This window comes from Erythrobacter dokdonensis DSW-74 (genome assembly GCF_001677335.1).
GTDB classification, from domain to species: Bacteria; Pseudomonadota; Alphaproteobacteria; order Sphingomonadales; family Sphingomonadaceae; genus Erythrobacter; species Erythrobacter dokdonensis.
On sequence record NZ_LZYB01000008.1, the window covers coordinates 1 to 17,512 of the forward strand.

A 17,512-nucleotide genomic window follows, 5' to 3' on the forward strand; every position below is an offset into this window, starting at 1 on the left:
AGTGATGGTGAGCGTCCGGGCAATGACATCTTCGCCCGCCTCGTTATGCTCTAAAGTGTTGTCGAGCAGGGTGACCCTGTAACTGAAGACTGCGCTGACAACCGCATTGCCACCCAGTCCGAATACGGGCGTCCAGCCGGTGATGACGACAGAATAGATACCGTCATTGGATACTTCGACAGGGCCGGAGAAGCGTCCCCCGACCACGACATCAACCCCATTCACACGGACGCTGACCAGCCCATCGGGCGCATCCAGGCCGAAAGTGCGTTCTGCGATCAGGGAGTCGCTTCCGTCCGTGCCATCGGGCAGGTCGTCTTCGTCCAGCACAACTTCTGAGGGTTGTATTTCAAGGTCGAAAAACGTGACTTCGTCATCGCTGGCCGGAACCGGAATGATCTCTTCTTCGACTTCCAGTGCGACCGGGAGTTCGGTGTAGGGCAGCAGGTCTCCCAGATCGAACGCGGCCTGTATGTCTGTGGGATCGACGGCGAAATTGCCTCCTGAGCTGGGATTGGGGCCGGCAGCCGGTTCAGGCTCGTTGCCCACCAGCAGTGCGGCTACGTTGGCAGGAGGAATCTGTGTTCCGTCGACGATGATCTCGGGAACCAGAATGATGCCATCGGGCACGAGGATTCTTGTTCCGTCCGTCAATATGATGACAAGATCCGAACCATCGGCCTCAAGACGCTCGATCGCCTGGCCTTCGGCAAGAACGACCGCGTTGCTGCCGGCTGCGGGCGCCACCTGAGGGGCCTGTCTTCCAGCTTGAGCTTGGCCGCCTTGAAACAGCGTTTGCGACGTCATTTCGGCATCGACGGACTCGCCGCCGAAGGCATCCAGATCTTCGTTCATCTTCATCCCTCCCGCTACGCGGAGGCCAAGGCCTCTCGCGCCAGCAAAGACCGCGGCACATCATGCGTTGCGAAGGAATTCCGAACAGCGATCCAACCTGCCAGACCGCTCGAAAACTCGTGCAGCGTACGTGCGCCGCGACCCAATCCCGTATGGGAGAGTTAATTGAAATTCACCAACTGTAAACACCGCTGGATCGTGGCAGACGCCAAGGTGTCTCAATAATGGACGAGTCGATAGGCAGGTCTGAACGAGGCCGGCGGCTGCTGTCAGATGGTTACAATCTGCAGATGTTTGAATATTAAGATGCTGGAAAATTGAGTGGAAAGAGGTCGGGATTGTTTATGTCCGGGGCATCCAAAATCTTGCTTTCCTCCCACTGGAGGTAGGCAAGAAGATGCCAGCGGAAGCGCGGGATGCCGATGAAAATTTTGCCTCCGCATTGGCTTCAAACTCCCGAAGATTAACCATTAGGGCCGTCTCGGCTCCGAATCGGCGGGCTTCGAATCAGGCGAATCGACACATCCATGACAGCTGAAGACGCGTACGAAAGATTGAGCCTTGAGGAGGTCTTCATGATCGCGCTGCTCGGCATCGTGATTGCCGTCATGCTGTTTGCCGTCAATCGCGACCTCGAGCCAAGCGCCAGTCAGAGCCTGCCCCCGATTTCCCGGCCCGATGACATCGGTACAGCTCTGTCGGAAACCGATCCGGTTCAGGCAGCGCCGGATGTCATCCCGCCGCCGGCGTACACTCCGAGCGACGTGCGACCGGCCGGTGAGGATGTGGCAAGTCTCCAGCCGCAGTCGCAAGAGAAGGCCGACGCGGCTGACGCGCGGCGTGAGAACGCAAGCCTGCAGAGTGTGCTCGTGCCTATCGATTTCTCTCTGGCCGAGCTCGAAGTCCGGCAGGCCGTGCCACAGGCTGATCAGGGCGCAATAAAGGTCAGGAAATCACTCCGTGTAGATGAGCGTCTTGTTGGAAACATAGAAGTGAACATTCCTGCCAACGGCGAACCTTCCTTGGACATCAGGGATCTACGGAATATTCTAGGACGTTCCGGGAATGACAAGGTTATTCTGCCGTCGCGTTTACCACCAACCGGTCTCCTGACATTCTCCGATCTGCGCGAGGCTGGAATTGATTTACGTTATCTTCCTACGGAAGACGTAGTCGTTATAAATCCCTGATAATCTCATGCTATAGCGTGTGCGTGATGAGGGTGCCGTGTCGATCCCCGCACCCAAATCCAAGACATGAAGGGTCAAACTATCACGGCTGAGCTGATCACCGTCGGAAATGGGGTGAGCCGGAGCCACGCAAGGCTCCGGCCGCCCGTCTCGCGAGGCAGGAAATCGCAATCCAGCCCACGGGCGGATGATCGCCGTGCGCGGCCAGAAGGTCGATCCTAGACGTCCTCGAAATTTGGTTTGCGGCGCTCCATCTCGGCCATAACCGCCTCGACCTGATTGCGGGTGCGCATGATCGCGTGCTGTTCGAGGCTTTCCTCCATGAGGATTGCGTCGGTTTCGCGTTCGAACATTCCGGCCTGCAGGCGTTTGGCGGCCCGGATCGCATGAGGGTTCTTCAGCGCGATGGTGCGGGCAATGGCGAATGCCCGCTCGCGCGGGTCTTCGTCCACAAAGGTCGCAAGACCCAGTTGCTGCGCCTCTGCTCCTGTGAATTCGCGGTTGGTGTAGATCAGCTCGCGCAGCACATCATCGCGCACCAGCCCGCGCCACAGGACATAGCCGCCCATGTCGGGCACCAGCCCCCACTTCATTTCCATGATCGCCATGCGGGTTGCAGGGTGGACGATGCGGATATCGGCGCCGCTGGCAATCTGGAGGCCGCCGCCGAAGCACACGCCGTGGACTGCCGCAATGACCGGCACGGGCAGCTTGCGCCATTGCATCGCGACCTGTTGCGCGCGATTGGCATTGCCATAGGTGCGCTCGGTCAGGCTGGGCTCGTCCTCGACCGGCTTGCGGGCAAAATTCGACAGGTCGAGCCCGGCACAAAAGGCCCGGCCTTCGCCTGACAGCACCACAGCGCGCAGGCCCTTCATGCGTTGGAGGGTGCTGCCCGCCTCGATGATCCGCTGAAACATATCCGGGTCGAGCGCGTTCATCTTGTCGGCGCGGGTCAGGCGAACGTCAGCCACCCCGTCTTCCCCAAGCTCGATCGCGACACGGTCGTTGACGATGGTGGTGGCAGTGGCAGACATGGCGAAAGTTGATCCCCTGGCTTTGTAGCAATTGCAGGCGTGAGCCTCGCCGATTCCCGGGCCCAAGTCCAGTGGCGGCGCGTTCAGGCGTTGACCCTGGTCGCGCGCTGGAAGTGGTCGGGGCGGGGCGGAGCGTTGAGGAAATATCCGCCATCGGGGTGGGTCGCCAGTATCCGCGCGAGTCCGAAGGGCTCAAGCTTGGCCCGCACCCTTGCGACATGCACCGCGACGCTGTTGGTCTCGGGCTCGAAGGTAATGCGCCAGACATCGGCCAAGAGCTGCCTGCGGGTCATGCGTTCACCCGGTTGTTCAGCCAGCCGCCAAAGCAGTTCGAATTCGCGCGGATGCAGGCCGAGCCAGCGATCTTCCACCCGCCCGTCGCGGTGGAACAGGTCAAGCGTTACGTCACCTGCTTCGCGAAAGCGCGGGATCAGGGTGTCGCTGTCGGGAAACATTCCGTTTACGGATAACGAACTCACAGCATTCCCCCTGCACGCATGGAATAGACGGCCTCGCGGGTGAAGATCAGGTGATCGATCAGTTCGATGTCCAGCGCCCTTGCCACGTCGGCCAACCGCCGCGTGGCAGCGATATCGCAACCGCTCGGGCGACAATGTCCGGACGGATGGTTGTGCGCGAGGATGATGCCCCTTGCATCGAGGCGAAGCGCTTCACCGAAGAGCGTGCGCATCCGCAGTGAGAGCGCGTTGAGGTTGCCTACCCCGATGCTCGTATCGCCAAGCCAGCAGCGTTCGGCATCGACGAAGATCGCATGGCCGCGTTCGCGTATGCCTTCGGGTGCGATTACTATCCCGCGCAGATATGCGATCATAGCGCCGAGCCGGTCTTCGGGCGCGCCAGACGCCGGCACGCGGGACTGGAGTGCGGCGATCACCACGCGGCAGGCGCCTCAGGAAATGCGTGCGGAAGATACGACATGGCAGGACTCCGGCGGGAAGTCAGGACTGAGACACAGCAAAAGGTTCGCGCGTGAGGCGCCATTCGCGATAGGGACCGAAGCGGTTTTCACGCCGAATGTGGCGGACGAGCCCGGCAAAAATGATCACAAGCTGGCAATAGGACGGGCCGATCGAGAGCACGAGATAGGCAAAGGGCGACACCGCATCGACCATTCCGCGAGCGGCATGGGCGCCTATCGCGACCAGTTGGAAGCCTGCCACCCATAAGGGGTAGTTGCGGTTGGCGTTCAAGGCGATCACTACAAAGGCAATCATCGCGATGACGTCGATTGCGACGAAGATCCAGCCGTGCGGTCCGAACGGGTAGATTTCGATACCGAACAACCCAAAAACATGGGTTGGGGCCACCATGGTGGCGACAAAGATGCCGATCAGCCAGCGTTCCGGTCCTCCCCCCCAGCGCCATATCGCCAGCGCCAGAGCGACGCTGGCGATATGTTGCGCCAGGACACGATACTCGTTGTAGAAATCGAGCAGCATGCCTTTGCCAGGTCAGGCCGCGACCATCGTGGCTGCGGGAGCCGCCTCGGGCATCGCGGCTGCGGGAAACTCCGTCGGGATGTTCTGGTCACCGCCGGCATGGACGCGCGCGACCTTGGAAAGTTCGTCATGAACGCGCAGCAGGTTGGTCGACACCGCCATGGCCTGGGCTTCGGCTTCGGTCAGTCTCATCAACGCGCGTTGGCCGACGTGCACTTCGACCTCGGGGTTCTGGCGTGCGCTCAGCATCGCCTGTTTGAGCCGGGCCATGGCGAGCAGGGCCTCATCCGCGAGTGCTTCTGCCTCGCGGACCAATTTCTTGATATTGCGCGCATCGGCAAGAATACGGTCGTTCATCGGGGTTCTTCCATCCGGTCCCGGTGCTCACCCGGCGACTTGAGTACTGTCCACGGAGACGGTCGCCTTGCCCGCTGTCGCTTCGGTAAGGGTGACCGCCGCGGTAATGGTCAGTACCACGGCGGCAAGGATGCCTGATGCGATCCCCAGGATCGCCCCCAACCGAAACAGCACGGCATGCTCGCCGTCGAGCACTCCGGGGACCACCTTCGGCTCGCCCGGCCGCAGCCAGGGCGCCTGGTTGATGAGGATTCTCGCGTCGCTCATCATCAGGGTGCCGGGGTCATCCCGCAGTGATGCCTCGTCAAAACCGCCGAACGGAGGAATCTGCTTTTTCGTGTATGCAGCTTCACTGAAGGTCTTCAGGGAATCTCCATCCGCAAAATCCTGGACTTCCCCTGTATCCTCATCACCGGCGACATCTGTTTCGGCCGGCACTTGCTGCAGGCTGGCCCGGTAATTCTCGACAAGTTCGCCAAGGCTGCCCGCGCTGTAGATATCCTTGAGCGCGCGGATATGCTGGTTGATGCGGGTTTCGGATACGCCGAGTTCGAGCGCGATGACCTTGATCGGCACGCGCCTGTCGATTCGTTCCATCACGGCTTGCTGCCTGTCGGTCAGCCGCCGCGTGGCTCCGGACGACATTGGCTTCTCCTTCAGCTGTAATCCGAGATCGGCAAGCAGCGTAACCTAACAGGCTTATGAATGCACCGATTTTGGAGCAGGTTGCCGCTCACGCGGCCGAGCTGTTCACTCCAAGCGACTGGAGGTAACGCTTGATGTTGCGCGCTGCCTGACGCAACCGCTGCTCGTTCTCGACCATGGCGATCCTGACATAGCCCTCGCCGTTCTCGCCATAGCCGACCCCCGGTGCGACCGCGACCTGGGCCTGGGTCAGCAACTGCTTGGAGAATTCGAGGCTGCCCATCGATTTCAGGGCCGGCGGCAGCGGTGCCCAGGCGAACATCGAGGCAGGCGGGGGCGGAATATCCCACCCTGCGCGTCCGAACGCCTCGACCATCACGTCGCGGCGCTTGTGGTAGAGTTGACGGTTGCTTTCGATAATGTCCTGCGGGCCGTTCAAGGCGGCACAGGCTGCCGCCTGGACGGGCGTGAAGGCGCCGTAATCGAGATAGGATTTCACTCGGGTTAGCGCGGCGATCAGCTGGCGGTTGCCGACCGCAAAGCCCATGCGCCAGCCGGCCATCGAATAGGTCTTCGACATCGAGGTGAACTCGATCGCCACGTCCTTCGCGCCCTCTACCTGCATGATCGACGGTGTCGGCTTGTCGTCGAAATACAGCTCGGAATAGGCAAGGTCGCTGACCACCCAGACCTGGTTTTCCTTAGCCCACGCGACCAGCCGTTCATAGAAGGCGAGATCGACTACCTCCGCCGTCGGGTTGGAGGGGTAGCTCACCACCAGCACGCTGGGACGCGGTACGGTGAAGTTCATGGCGCGTTCGAGCGACAGCCAGTATTCCTCGTCCGGTGTCGTCGGCACCGATCGGATCGTCGCGCCGGCAATGATGAAGCCGAAGGTGTGGATCGGGTAGGAGGGATTGGGCGCGAGCACCACGTCGCCTGGTGCTATGATTGCGGTGGCGAGGCTGGAAAGACCCTCCTTCGAGCCCATTGTCACCACCACCTCGCTTTCGGGATCCAGTTCGACCCCGAAACGGCGCGCGTAATAGCCCGCCTGTGCGCGGCGCAGGCCGGGAATGCCCTTGGATTGCGAATAGCCGTGCGCATCGGGCTTGGCCGCGACTTCGCAAAGCTTGTCGATGACATGCTGCGGCGGCGGCTGGTCGGGATTGCCCATGCCCAGATCGATGATGTCCTGCCCTGCCAGCCGCGCGGCATGACGCATCGCATTGACCTCGGCGATCACATACGGCGGCATCCGTTTCATGCGGTAGAACTGGTCATTCATCGGTTATTGTCTTCCTGCTTCGCGCCGGTCGGGACGTGCCGGGGCGATATTTGCCATTCTAGGGCAATAGCGGTCGCAGTGGGAAGGCGTTTTCGCTAGAGAGGAGCTTGCACGCGGGTCCGGCAAGTCTCGCCGGAAGCGGGCGGGTAAGGGATACGGGACGGTTCAGGCAATGGCGCAGGACAGGAACAATAGTGACGCGGCGACGGACGGCATCCGCGGATTTTTCGATATGCAGGGCGAAGCGATGCGCGAACTGTTCGCGGGTGCGCTTGGCGGACATGGTGCAGGGGCGCTGGCGCCCGAGGCGCTGCAGACGCTGATGCCGCAGGGGCTGGACACGGGCGAGATGGGCGAATGGGCCAGCGCAGCCGCGCAATTGCAGCAGTTATGGCTCGACTTCGCAGCCTATCAGGCAAGCCAGGCGGCGGAAAAGGCCACCAAGGGCGTCAACCCGCTTGACCCGGCCCAGTGGCTGGTAATCTCGCAATCGATGCTTGGGCAGATGCCCAAGGGCCTGTTTGACGCTCAGGCTAAGCTGGCCCAGGATTCGCTGCAATTGTGGCAAGGTGTAGCGCAGTCCTTCCTTGGCGGCGCCGCGACAGGTGCAGCAAGCGGGGCGCCCGATCCTGCCGCCCTGCCGAAGAGCGACCGCCGCTTTGCCGATCCCGCGTGGCGTGAACATCCCGCCTTCCTGCTTCTGCACCAGACCTACCTGATGCTGGCGGAATATTTCCGCACCAGTGTCAGGAGCATGGAAGGGCTCGATCCGGTCAAGCGCCAGCAGCTTGAATTTGCGGTCGGCGCACTGGCCGAGGCGATGAGTCCGGACAATTTCCTGCTCACCAATCCGGTCGTGATGAAGCGCACCGTCGAGACGCGAGGGCAGAACCTCGTGCGCGGGATGCAGCACCTGATCAACGATCTAAAGCGCGGGCAGTTGACTCATACGGACCCTGACGCTTTTCGGTTGGGGGAGAACCTGGCGGCAAGCCCCGGCAAGGTGGTGCACGAAACTCCGCTATATCAGCTGATCCAGTACAGCCCTTCCACTGAAACGGTGCTTGAAGTGCCGCTGGTGATCTTTCCGCCGTGGATCAACCGCTTCTACATCCTCGATCTGACCCCGAAGAAAAGCTTCATAAAGTGGGCGGTCGACCAGGGCATCAGTGTCTTTGTCGTCAGCTGGAAATCCGCCGACCAAAGCATGGCCGACGTGGTGTGGGACGATTACATCCGCGCCCAGATCGAAGCGATCGATCTCGTGCGAGAGCGGCTGGGCGTGCCGCATGTCCACACCATCGGCTATTGCGTTGCCGGGACCACGCTGGCGGCAACGCTTGCCGTGCTGGCGCGGCGGGGCGAGGCGGACAAGGTCAAGTCGGCAACCTTCTTCACCGCCCAGGTCGATTTCGAAAAGGGGGGCGACCTCAAGCATTTCATCGACGAAGGCCAGCTTGAAATGATCGGGCAGCTGAGCCCGCAGGGCTATCTCGACGGGCGCTATCTCGCGGCGACATTCAATGCACTGCGCGGCAAGGACCTGATCTGGAACTACGTCGTCAACAATTACCTCTTGGGAGAGGATTACCCGGCCTTTGACCTGCTGCACTGGAACGGCGACGTTACCAACCTGCCGTCCAAATGGCACAATGCCTATCTGCGCGACCTCTACCGCGACAACAAGCTGGTGGTACCCGATGCGCTCAGCGCGGACGGCACGCCGATCGATCTGACCCGCGTTACCACCCCTGCTTTCGTGCAGGCCGGGCGTGAGGATCATATCGCTCCGGCCGAAAGCGTGTGGCGGATTACCGAGCACTTCGCGGGGCCTGTGGAGTTCCTGCTCGCCGGATCGGGCCATATCGCGGGGGTGGTCAATCCGCCCGCGGCGAACAAGTACCAGTACTGGCTCGGTGACAGCAGCGCCCCCTCGTTGAAGGCCTTCGTCGAGAGCGCCGAGGAACATCCGGGCAGCTGGTGGCCGCATTGGCTCGGCTGGCTCCACCAGCAGTCCGACGTCCGCGTTCCGGCGAAAGGAAAGCGGGTGCCGGGCGGGAAGGGCGATCCCGTCATCGAGGACGCGCCCGGCCGCTATGTGAAGACCCGCTGACCTCAAGCATCTGACAGACAGACAGTTTCGGTATTTTTGTGCGCTGCACAAAAAGACTTGACTTCGCGCCCGCACTCACTATTTTGTGCAGTGCAACATGAAGCGAGGTCGTCATGTCCGAAGTTGAAACCACTGCTGCTGAAGCCAAGACCCCGGTCGCCAAGATCGATGCGGCTGCAGAAAAAGCCTATGCCGAAGCCGCGTCCAAGGCTGTCGCAGCGCCCAAGGCCGAAAAGGCCGCACCCAAGGCGGCTGTCGTAAAGAAGGCCGCCGCGCCGAAGAAGCGCGCTGCCCCGGTCGCTGCAAAGAAGCCCGCCGCGAAGAAGGTCGCGGCCAAGAAGCCTGCAGCGAAGACTGTCGCTGCCAAGAAGGCCGTGACTCCCAAGAAGCCCGCGCCCGTGAAGAAGGCTGCCTCCAAGCCGAGCAAGCCCGCTGCGGCGCCTGCCACCAATCCCGTCATCAAGCTCAAGGATACCATCATGGCTACTGCCAAGAACACCGACATCACCGCCACCGCCAAGGAAATGCTGGCCGACGTCCAGACCCGCGCGAAGACCGCCTACGCCAAGACCACGGAACTGGCCGGTGAAGCCACCGAGTTCAGCAAGGCGAACGTCGATGCCGTGGTTGAAAGCGGTAAGATCTTCTTCGCCGGTGCGCAGGACATCGTGAAGAGCGACCTCGAAACCGGCAAGACCGTGCTCGAGACCGTCACCGAAGACGCCAAGAAGGTCGCCGCGATCAAGTCGCCGACCGAACTGATGCAGCTGCAGGGCGAGATCGCCCGCCGCAACTTCGATGCGCTGGTCGCTTTCGGCTCGAAGCGTACCGAAGCCTGGGTGAAGCTGTACAATGATGCCTTCGCCCCGATTTCGAACCGCGTGAGCGTTGCCGCCGAGAAGATCTCGAAGGCCGCTTAAGCGACAGATTTCTGGACCGGGCCTCTCTCCTCTCTCTCCCAACCCGGTTCACGAGAGCGCGCCGCAAGGCGCTGGCCCGGGCAGACATGGTCTGCCCGGGCCTTTTCTTTGGCCGGTATCCGGTCCCAGTCAGGCGAGGATGCCACAGGGGCTGAAGTCACAAGCGAATGAATCGCATCAACTGCTTGCACAGCGGCGTGCGAATCCCATAATGGGGGTTCATGCCGAACCGCACCGTTCCCTGCCTCGCCGCCAGTGCCGAGCCGCTTGTGCCGCTCGCAGCACGCCCGCGCGCAGGCGACGATGACGGCGGCAAGGACGAGGGCGGTGCAGGGCAGGTCGGCATCGCAACCAAGACCCGCGCCAAGCCCAAGAAGCCGAGCCAGTACAAGGTGCTGATGCTCAACGACGATTACACGCCGATGGAATTCGTGGTGATGGTGCTGAAGCGCTTCTTCGGGATGGACCTGGAACAGGCGACCCGGGTCATGCTCCACGTCCACCAGCGCGGCGTGGGCGTGTGCGGGATCTTCACCTACGAAGTGGCCGAGACCAAGGTCAATCAGGTGATGGACTTCGCCCGTCAGAACCAGCACCCGCTGCAATGCACGCTTGAAAAGGCGTGAGCGGGGCGGCGATGCGCCAGCCCCATCATCCGCAGCCTGCTCCCGTCAAGCCCGGACAGGAAAGCGTCTGGGACTATCCGCGCCCGGCGATCGCCGAACCGACGTCGCGCCACATCCGGATTGTCCATCGCGGCGTGGTGCTCGCCGATACCCGCTCGGCATGGCGCACGCTCGAGACTTCGCATCCGCCGACCTACTACATCCCGCCAAGCGACATTGCGATGGCGCATCTGCGGCCCAACCCGTCGCGGTCCCTGTGCGAATGGAAGGGGCAAGCGGCCTACTGGGATGTGGTCATCGGCGATGAATGTCTTGTCGGCGCAGGCTGGTCCTACCCCTCGCCAACACGGGCATTTGCCGGAATTGCGGGCCATATCGCATTCTATGCCGCGCCCTTCGAGAAGGTGCTCGTCGACGCCGAGCAGGTCACCCCTCAGCCCGGAGGGTTTTACGGCGGCTGGATCACCAGCCACGAGGCGGGGCCGTTCAAGGGCATTCCCGGCAGCCGCTTCTGGTAAATCCGCCGCTCATTCCCGCGCTGCCATAGGAGAATTGGGACATGACGCGCGCAGCGTGAGGCGCTAGGGGCACTTCACGGGACGCGGATCAGGCGGGACTGAAGGTGCTCAAGCTACTACCCAGCATCGATCGCTATATCTTCCGGCTGGTGATCGTGCCGATGCTGGGAGTGTTCGCGCTCGCCGCGAGCCTGCTGATGCTCGACAAGATGCTGCGCCTGTTCGATTTCGTCGCGGTCGAAGGCGGGCCGGTGGCAGTCGTGTTCAAGATGCTGGGCGCGCTGATCCCCGAATATGCGAGCCTTGCCATTCCGCTCGGCTTGCTGCTGGGCGTGCTTCTCGCCTTCAGGAAGCTCGCTACAACCAGTGAACTCGACACGATGCGCGCGGTGGGCCTGTCCTATAACCGCCTGCTGAAGATCCCCTATGCCATCACTCTGGTGCTGGTTGCGGTCAATATCGCGCTGGTGTTCTACATCCAGCCGATCAGCCGCTATTACTACGAACAGATGGAATACGAGCTGCGCTCCGGCGCGCTGGGTGCCTCGATCAAGGTCGGCGAATTCACCACTCTGGCCGATCGCATGGCCTTGCGCATCGAGGCGAGCGAGGACGAGGGTCGCCGGCTGATCGGCATTTTTGCGCGCGTTGCCAACAGCAAGGGTCAGGTGCTGTCGATCTCGGCACGCGAGGGTGCCTTTCTGGCCACGCGCGACAGCCCCGACACCATCATCCTGCGCCTGACCGAGGGAACGATCATCCAGGACACCGGCAGCAAGACCCCGCGCGTGCTCAGCTTCAGCCGCCACGACCTGCCGATCGACCTGCCCGCCATCGAGGCTTTCCGCGCACGCGGCGATGCCACCCGCGAATATATCCTGCCAGAATTGCTCAGCATCGGATGGAGCGGCAAGAGCGCGCCGCGCGAACGCGATGCCAGTGTCGCCAGCTTCAATTTCCGGCTGGTGGAAATCGTCATGATGTTCCTGATGCCGCTGCTTGCCGTGGCGCTGGCCATCCCGCCCAAGCGATCGACCAGTGCGCTCGGCGTGTTCGTCTCGATCGTGATGGTGGTCGCGTATCACAAGGTAAACCAGTACGGCGAGGATGTCGCCGCGCTCGGTCGGCTCGATCCGATCCTAGCGCTCTGGGTGCCATTCATGATCTTCGCGGCGCTGATCTTGTGGATGTACTGGCGGGTTGCCTATGTGCCGGGTGGGCAGGCGATCGGCGCGCTCGAGACCGTATTTGCCAAGCTTTCGAAGCGGATTGCCAAGCTGTTCACACGCCGTCGTCCGCGCGGCCACCCGGCAGCCCCCGAACTGGTGGCGGCAGAGTAGCTATCCCATGCAGCTCGATTTCTTCCCCTCGCGTACGCTGACGCTGTATCTGGCCAAGATGTTCGTGGTGCGCATCCTTGCGGTGCTTGTCATGCTGGTGCTGGTATTGCTGGCGCTCGATCTCCTGGCCGCGACAGGCGACATTCTGGCGGTGCCGGGTAACGGTCAGGCACAGATCCTCGAATATGCCTCGCTGCGCGCCCCGCAACTGGCCAGCCGCTTCCTGCCCTATTCGGTATTGCTGGCGACGCTGATCACGCTCGTTACCCTGAACCAGAACAGCGAGGTGGTGGCGATGAAGGCAGCCGGCCTCTCCGCGCATCAGGTGCTCGCGCCTTTGCTGCTGACCGCGGCGCTGGTGGCGCTTCTAAGCTTTGCCTTCAACGAACGCATCGTCACCCGCGCCAATGCGACGCTCAAGGCTTGGGAGGCCGTCGAATACGGCCCGATTCCCGAGGCTGAGGCAGGCACCGGGGCAGTGCGCGCCAATGTCTATCTCACCGACGGGCAAAGCATCCTTGCCGCTGCCGCCATGACGGGCCGGGGCGAGAACATCGTGCTCACGGGCGTTACCTGGTACGAGCGCGCGCAATCGGGAATCATCCGCGAACAGGTGCGAGCCCCACGCGCCGCCTATGCCGCGCCCGGCTGGCGGCTCGAGAATCCGGTGCGCTTTGATGTCGCGGGCGCGATCACCGAACAGCTCGATACGCTGGTCGTCGGCAAGACCCTGACACCGGCGCGGATCGACCTTCAATCCGTTGATCCTGATTCGCAGAGCTTCTGGGAACTGGCGGACACGATCGAAACCTTCGAGGCTGCGGGCCGCCGCACCGAGGAGATGCGCGCCAAGTGGTGGCACCGCCTCTCGGGGCCGCTCTCCGCGCTGTTGATGCCGCTCTTGGGCTCGATTGCCGCCTTCGGGCTGGCGCGGTCGGGGCAGCTGTTCGTGCGCGCGATCATCGGCATGGCGCTGGGCTTTGCCTATTTCGTGGTCGACAATGCTGCGCTGGCGATGGGCAGCTTCGGCGGCTACCCGCCCTTTCTCGCTGCCTGGGCACCGTTCCTGCTGTTCCTGCTGCTGGGCGAGACAGTGCTGATCCGGACCGAGGAATGAGGCGTGGAGAATGAGTGACTGGTCGCTCAGGCTCGCCCGGCCTGCCGATGCGGCCGCCATGCCCGCGATCGAGCAGGCGGCGGCGGTGGCCTTTGCCGCCGAGCCGGGGCTGGAGCACCTCGATTTTACCCGCACGCGCTCAGAAGCCGACTTCGCCCGCCTGATCCGCAAGGGCCATTGCCTTGTTGTCCATGTGAACGATGGCGTTGGCGAGACAATGGCAGGATTTCTCGTTGCCGAACCCTTCCGGCGCGAACTGCATATCTGGGAAATGGACGTCGCCCCCGCATTCCAGCGCCGAGGGATCGGTGCCGGGCTGGTGCGCGCAGCGATGGTCGATGCGCGCAATTCGGGCTTTCGCGCGCTTACTCTCACCACTTTCCGCGATGTGGCGTGGAACGGCCCGTTCTATGCCCGGCTGGGCTTCGAGGAAGTCACTGCGCTCGACGCGCATCTGCGGCTGGCGGGCGAACTGGCCAACGAAGTCGACGACGGCCTGCCTGCCGACCGCCGCTGTGCTATGATCTGTTTTCTGGACTGAAGGGCGGGGCGGAACCTACGCCCGCTTACCCATCGTGCTCTTAGCAATCCGCCCCACCAGCACCAGCATCCCCGGGTGGTTCGCGCCTTCGTAGGTGGAACCCGCCCCCAGTTCCCGTGCAAGGCGGCGATGGGCTTCGGGCAGGTCGTGATAGGGCATCGAGGGCATCAAGTGATGCAGCGCGTGATAGCGCAGGCCGACCGGTGCCCAGATCTCTGCGGCAATCCCTGGAGGGGGGACGTTGACGCTGTCGAGGAACTGCGCGGTCACTGTCATCGGCTCGCCCTCGTTCTCCCACAGGTGCGCGACCAGCGTGCGCAGCTGGTTGAGCAGCGCAGTGAGCGACAACACACCCATCGCAATCGCAAGCGGCTGCCAGCCGATCACGAAGGTCGAACCGATGAGGATCCACGACCATACGAACACGCCCGCTTCCTGCCAGCGCACGCGCCCGGCGAAGTCGCCTTCCGGCGGGCGGCGGCGGAAATCGGGGTTGATCGAGAGCGCAGAGAACCGCTGCCACACGAATGTGCGCACCGGCGGCACCAGCGCGCCGAGCGGCACCAGCACGGCCGCGCGCACCAGCAGCGCCAGCGGCGCGAGCAGCGCCACAGCCACGAACAGCGGCAAGCTCCAGGGCTTCATCAGCGCCAGCGGCAGATATTCCGGATCCTCGATAGTCCCGTATTGCGTGCGCTTGTGATGGATGGTGTGCACGCCCTCATACATGAAGGAGGGCGTCAGCAGCGGAATGCCGACCAGGAGGTTCCACCCTGTGCGGAAGCCGGGCAGCGCGTCGCGATGGATATGCGTAAGTTCGTGAATGAACATGAGCGCGCGATAGAGCGCCAGCGCCGCCACCAGCCCCGCGACAATCTGTATCGCGAGATGCTCTGCCAGAATCGTGACTGCGATCCCGGCATAGCCGAGGCCTGCAGAGATCAGCATGTCCGGCCAGTAGATGCCCGGGCGCGCTTCTCCCAAACCCTTGGTCAGGTCGCGCGCGGCGCGCAGCATGTCCTTGTCGTCCGCCTCCATGAACTGCAGACGGGTCGCACGGACAAGTGCTTCAGGACGGGCAGGTTCAAGGGTCTGGTGCATGGTCATGTCTGGCTAATCCTGCGGCCCGCCCTACCTGAAATCGGGGGTCAAGCCAAACTTGTCCTGTTGCTGAGTGTAATCGATAGCCTTGCGTGAATGGCGCGCCCGCTACACAGACGCTTTGACGAAGAACAATTACGGGAAACGCCGCGTGCCAGATGCAATCACTTCCGGAGACGAAATAGGGATCGAACCGGTCACCGACAAGCGCGGTCGCGTGGCCTTCGTCGATCTGGGACGGGCATTCTCCGCGCGGCTCGAGCACTGGGTTCCACAACTGCGTTCGGAACAGCTTGAACTGGTCGATCCGGCGAAGAATCCGTTCTTCGGGCATGGCCGGGCACAGTTCTTCATCGCGCACCGGGGGGGCAAGCCGGTAGGCCGCATCTCGGCCCATATCGATGAACTGGCGCTGGCGATGCCGGCAGAACAGGGTTTCGGACCCGGCACCGGCTTCTTCGGCTATTTCGATGCCGAGGACGAGCGCGTGGCAAGCGCCCTGCTGGCGGCGGCCGAGGCATGGCTCGCAGGCCAGGGCATGACCCGCGCGCTTGGCCCGATATCGCTGTCGATCTGGGAAGAACCGGGCCTGCTGGTCAAGGGGCAGGACCATGCGCCGATGATCATGATGGGCCACCACCCGGCGCATTATGCCGGCTGGATCGAGGCTGCGGGCTTCTCGACCGCCAAACGGCTGTTCACCTACGAACTCGACATCAGTCACGATTTTCCGCCGCTGGTGCAGCGCATCGTCCAGTCGGGCCAGCGCAATGCGCGCATCAATGTCCGCCGAGTGGACAAGAGCCGCTGGGATTCCGAAGTCGAGATCGTGCTCTCGATCCTCAACGATGCCTGGTCGGACAACTGGGGCTTCGTGCCCTTCACTCCGGAAGAGGTCGCCTATGCGGGCAAGAAGCTGCGTCCGATCATCTTCGAGGAACTGAACATGATCGCCGAGGTTGAAGGGCGCCCGGTGGCCTTCATGCTCACCTTTCCCGACGTCAATGACGCGCTCTCCCAGATCAAGGGCAAGCTGTTCCCCTTCGGCTGGTTCCACATGCTGCGTTGGCTGAAGCAGCCCCGGCCGCGCGGCATGAGGGTGCCGCTGATGGGGGTGCTGAAGGAGCTGCACAATTCGCGCCTTGCCAGTCAGCTTGCCTTCATGATGATCAGCAAGATCCGCGAGGAAGCCCATGGCAAGTTCGGTGCGACCCGCGGCGAGATCGGCTGGATCCTCGAAGACAACCAGGGGATGGTGGCAATCGCCGATACAATCGAAAGCACCATCAACCGCGAATACGTGATTTACGAGAAGGACTTGGGGTAAGAAAAAAGGCCTCCACTCGGGAGAGTGGAGGCCTTTCGGGATCGTATCACCAGCCGCTTGGACGGGAGGGGGGTCTCGGCGGTGACAAGGCCTAAATGAGCGCCGCGGCATCCGGTTCCCGGAGTGCAAAATTTTTTTTCAATATTTCTTGCGTGCCCTGAAACAGCCTGTCCGGCGGCACTCTTGCAAGACAGGCGACGCGCCGCGCCGGAACCGCTAGCCTTGCGAATCGCTTATCCAATCGCAGATGTGATGCTGCCTCTTTTCAGCGGAGCCGACCAATGTCTCTCGGAAACCAGATCGCCACACACCTGCCCTATCTCAGGCGCTATGCCCGCGCGTTGACCGGCTCGCAGGAAGCAGGCGATGCGCTGGTGCGCACCATGCTTGAGAAAGTGCTGTCCGATCCGTCGGGCGCGGCGGCGCTGGCGGGCGGGCGTGTGCCGCTCTACCGCACCTTCAGCCGGGTCTGGGCAGATGCGCAGCCCGAAGACAAGGGCGCAAGCGTCAGCGGGGGCGAACACGAAGCCGGGGCCCAGCTGCGGTTGGGCGCGATAACCCCGCCGGGGCGCCAGGCTCTCCTGTTGACGACGCTGGAGGATTTCACTCTCGCCGAAGCTGCTGCCATCCTCGAACGAGACGTGGTCGAGGTCGAACAACTCGTCGCCGATGCGGTGGCCGGGATCGAGCGCGAGCAGAAGACCTCGGTTCTCGTGATCGAGGACGAGCCCCTCATCGCGATGCAGCTTGAAGACCTTGTCGCCGGGCTGGGTCACACGATCAGCGCGACCGCCGCGACCCGGACCCAGGCGCGCGAGGCGGTGGCCGAGCGTATGCCGGGGCTGGTACTGGCCGATATCCAGCTTGCCGACGGTTCATCGGGTCTTGATGCGGTCGAGGATATCCTCTCGCTCGGCAGCGTGCCGGTGATCTTCATCACCGCCTATCCCGAACGCTTGCTGACGGGCGACCGGCCAGAGCCGACTTATCTGGTGACCAAGCCGTTCCAGGAAGCGACCGTGCGCGCCGCCATCAGCCAGGCGCTGTTCTTCCGATCGAGCCAGCCTTTGGGCTAGG

At 62.6% G+C, this 17,512-nt stretch carries 19 protein-coding genes; 10 read left to right on the forward strand and 9 right to left on the reverse strand.

Annotation, left to right across the window (positions count from 1 at the left end; all coding sequences use genetic code 11):
* Positions 1–861, reverse strand: an 861-nt coding sequence (locus tag I603_RS12425) for a hypothetical protein (protein ID WP_198157257.1), incomplete at its 3' end; no start/stop codon positions are given.
* Between the two features lie 569 nt (positions 862–1,430).
* Between I603_RS12425 and I603_RS12430 the strand changes: the two genes are divergently transcribed.
* Positions 1,431–2,045: a hypothetical protein gene (locus tag I603_RS12430; protein WP_158093664.1), complete on the forward strand. Its 615-nt coding sequence runs from the start codon at positions 1,431–1,433 to the stop codon at positions 2,043–2,045.
* 218 nt (positions 2,046–2,263) lie between these two features.
* Here I603_RS12430 and I603_RS12435 read toward each other — a convergent pair whose 3' ends face one another.
* The 7 genes from I603_RS12435 to I603_RS12465 all read right to left on the reverse strand — a co-directional run bounded on the left by I603_RS12435 (position 2,264) and on the right by I603_RS12465 (position 6,832).
* Complete coding sequence (locus I603_RS12435; protein WP_068865560.1) at positions 2,264–3,082, reverse strand: crotonase/enoyl-CoA hydratase family protein; 819 nt, start codon at positions 3,080–3,082, stop codon at positions 2,264–2,266.
* A gap of 83 nt (positions 3,083–3,165) precedes the next feature.
* A complete protein-coding gene (locus tag I603_RS12440) occupies positions 3,166–3,561 on the reverse strand; it encodes a winged helix-turn-helix domain-containing protein (RefSeq protein ID WP_232305383.1) in 396 nt (131 codons plus the stop codon).
* Entirely contained in the window at positions 3,558–3,980 is a 423-nt protein-coding gene (locus tag I603_RS12445) for a JAB domain-containing protein (protein ID WP_232305384.1), read from the reverse strand. Before I603_RS12445 ends, I603_RS12440 begins: the two co-directional genes overlap by 4 nt.
* Positions 3,981–4,041: 61 nt before the next feature.
* Positions 4,042–4,542, reverse strand: a complete 501-nt coding sequence (locus I603_RS12450; RefSeq protein ID WP_068865562.1) for a hypothetical protein — start codon at positions 4,540–4,542, stop codon at positions 4,042–4,044.
* A 12-nt stretch (positions 4,543–4,554) separates the two neighbouring features.
* Entirely contained in the window at positions 4,555–4,899 is a 345-nt protein-coding gene (locus I603_RS12455; RefSeq protein ID WP_068865563.1) for a hypothetical protein, read from the reverse strand.
* 27 nt (positions 4,900–4,926) lie between these two features.
* Positions 4,927–5,544 carry a hypothetical protein gene (locus I603_RS12460; RefSeq protein ID WP_068865564.1) on the reverse strand — a complete coding sequence of 206 codons (618 nt, stop codon included), beginning with the start codon at positions 5,542–5,544 and terminating at the stop codon, positions 4,927–4,929.
* Between the two features lie 88 nt (positions 5,545–5,632).
* The gene (locus tag I603_RS12465; protein ID WP_068865565.1) at positions 5,633–6,832 is read right to left on the reverse strand and encodes an LL-diaminopimelate aminotransferase; all 1,200 of its coding nucleotides are present in this window, start codon (positions 6,830–6,832) and stop codon (positions 5,633–5,635) included.
* Positions 6,833–7,004: 172 nt separating this feature from the next.
* Here I603_RS12465 and I603_RS12470 point away from each other — a divergent pair, with 172 nt between their 5' ends.
* From I603_RS12470 to I603_RS12500, 7 genes are all read left to right on the forward strand, one after another.
* Positions 7,005–8,945, forward strand: coding sequence for a PHA/PHB synthase family protein (locus tag I603_RS12470; RefSeq protein ID WP_068865566.1), 1,941 nt, complete (start codon positions 7,005–7,007; stop codon positions 8,943–8,945).
* A 113-nt stretch (positions 8,946–9,058) separates the two neighbouring features.
* Positions 9,059–9,865 (forward strand): phasin family protein, encoded by an 807-nt coding sequence (locus I603_RS12475; RefSeq protein ID WP_068865567.1) that lies wholly within the window; start codon positions 9,059–9,061, stop codon positions 9,863–9,865.
* Between the two features lie 221 nt (positions 9,866–10,086).
* Positions 10,087–10,491 (forward strand): ATP-dependent Clp protease adapter ClpS, encoded by a 405-nt coding sequence (gene clpS, locus I603_RS12480; protein ID WP_086621900.1) that lies wholly within the window; start codon positions 10,087–10,089, stop codon positions 10,489–10,491.
* A gap of 11 nt (positions 10,492–10,502) precedes the next feature.
* Positions 10,503–11,009 carry a DUF427 domain-containing protein gene (locus I603_RS12485; RefSeq protein WP_068865568.1) on the forward strand — a complete coding sequence of 169 codons (507 nt, stop codon included), beginning with the start codon at positions 10,503–10,505 and terminating at the stop codon, positions 11,007–11,009.
* Between the two features lie 104 nt (positions 11,010–11,113).
* Positions 11,114–12,349: an LptF/LptG family permease gene (locus I603_RS12490; RefSeq protein ID WP_084440103.1), complete on the forward strand. Its 1,236-nt coding sequence runs from the start codon at positions 11,114–11,116 to the stop codon at positions 12,347–12,349.
* Between the two features lie 7 nt (positions 12,350–12,356).
* Positions 12,357–13,466: an LPS export ABC transporter permease LptG gene (gene lptG / locus I603_RS12495; RefSeq protein WP_068865569.1), complete on the forward strand. Its 1,110-nt coding sequence runs from the start codon at positions 12,357–12,359 to the stop codon at positions 13,464–13,466.
* Positions 13,467–13,476: 10 nt separating this feature from the next.
* Positions 13,477–14,007 (forward strand): GNAT family N-acetyltransferase, encoded by a 531-nt coding sequence (locus I603_RS12500; protein WP_068865570.1) that lies wholly within the window; start codon positions 13,477–13,479, stop codon positions 14,005–14,007.
* A 15-nt stretch (positions 14,008–14,022) separates the two neighbouring features.
* Here the strand turns inward: I603_RS12500 and I603_RS12505 are convergent, their stop codons facing one another.
* Complete coding sequence (locus I603_RS12505) at positions 14,023–15,114, reverse strand: fatty acid desaturase family protein (RefSeq protein WP_068865571.1); 1,092 nt, start codon at positions 15,112–15,114, stop codon at positions 14,023–14,025.
* 145 nt (positions 15,115–15,259) lie between these two features.
* Here I603_RS12505 and I603_RS12510 point away from each other — a divergent pair, with 145 nt between their 5' ends.
* Complete coding sequence (locus I603_RS12510; RefSeq protein WP_232305385.1) at positions 15,260–16,435, forward strand: N-acetyltransferase; 1,176 nt, start codon at positions 15,260–15,262, stop codon at positions 16,433–16,435.
* 281 nt (positions 16,436–16,716) lie between these two features.
* Positions 16,717–17,511 (forward strand): response regulator, encoded by a 795-nt coding sequence (locus I603_RS12515; RefSeq protein ID WP_068865572.1) that lies wholly within the window; start codon positions 16,717–16,719, stop codon positions 17,509–17,511.
* Position 17,512 lies beyond the last annotated feature (1 nt).

Coding starts and splice junctions, on each gene's coding strand:
- I603_RS12430 (WP_158093664.1), top strand. CDS start 1,431: ATGATCGCGCTGCTCGGCATCGTGATTGCCGTCATGCTGTTTGCCGTC.
- I603_RS12435 (WP_068865560.1), bottom strand. CDS start 3,082: ATGTCTGCCACTGCCACCACCATCGTCAACGACCGTGTCGCGATCGAG.
- I603_RS12450 (WP_068865562.1), bottom strand. CDS start 4,542: ATGCTGCTCGATTTCTACAACGAGTATCGTGTCCTGGCGCAACATATC.
- I603_RS12455 (WP_068865563.1), bottom strand. CDS start 4,899: ATGAACGACCGTATTCTTGCCGATGCGCGCAATATCAAGAAATTGGTC.
- I603_RS12460 (WP_068865564.1), bottom strand. CDS start 5,544: ATGTCGTCCGGAGCCACGCGGCGGCTGACCGACAGGCAGCAAGCCGTG.
- I603_RS12465 (WP_068865565.1), bottom strand. CDS start 6,832: ATGAATGACCAGTTCTACCGCATGAAACGGATGCCGCCGTATGTGATC.
- I603_RS12470 (WP_068865566.1), top strand. CDS start 7,005: ATGGCGCAGGACAGGAACAATAGTGACGCGGCGACGGACGGCATCCGC.
- I603_RS12475 (WP_068865567.1), top strand. CDS start 9,059: ATGTCCGAAGTTGAAACCACTGCTGCTGAAGCCAAGACCCCGGTCGCC.
- clpS (WP_086621900.1), top strand. CDS start 10,087: ATGCCGAACCGCACCGTTCCCTGCCTCGCCGCCAGTGCCGAGCCGCTT.
- I603_RS12485 (WP_068865568.1), top strand. CDS start 10,503: ATGCGCCAGCCCCATCATCCGCAGCCTGCTCCCGTCAAGCCCGGACAG.
- lptG (WP_068865569.1), top strand. CDS start 12,357: ATGCAGCTCGATTTCTTCCCCTCGCGTACGCTGACGCTGTATCTGGCC.
- I603_RS12500 (WP_068865570.1), top strand. CDS start 13,477: ATGAGTGACTGGTCGCTCAGGCTCGCCCGGCCTGCCGATGCGGCCGCC.
- I603_RS12505 (WP_068865571.1), bottom strand. CDS start 15,114: ATGACCATGCACCAGACCCTTGAACCTGCCCGTCCTGAAGCACTTGTC.
- I603_RS12515 (WP_068865572.1), top strand. CDS start 16,717: ATGTCTCTCGGAAACCAGATCGCCACACACCTGCCCTATCTCAGGCGC.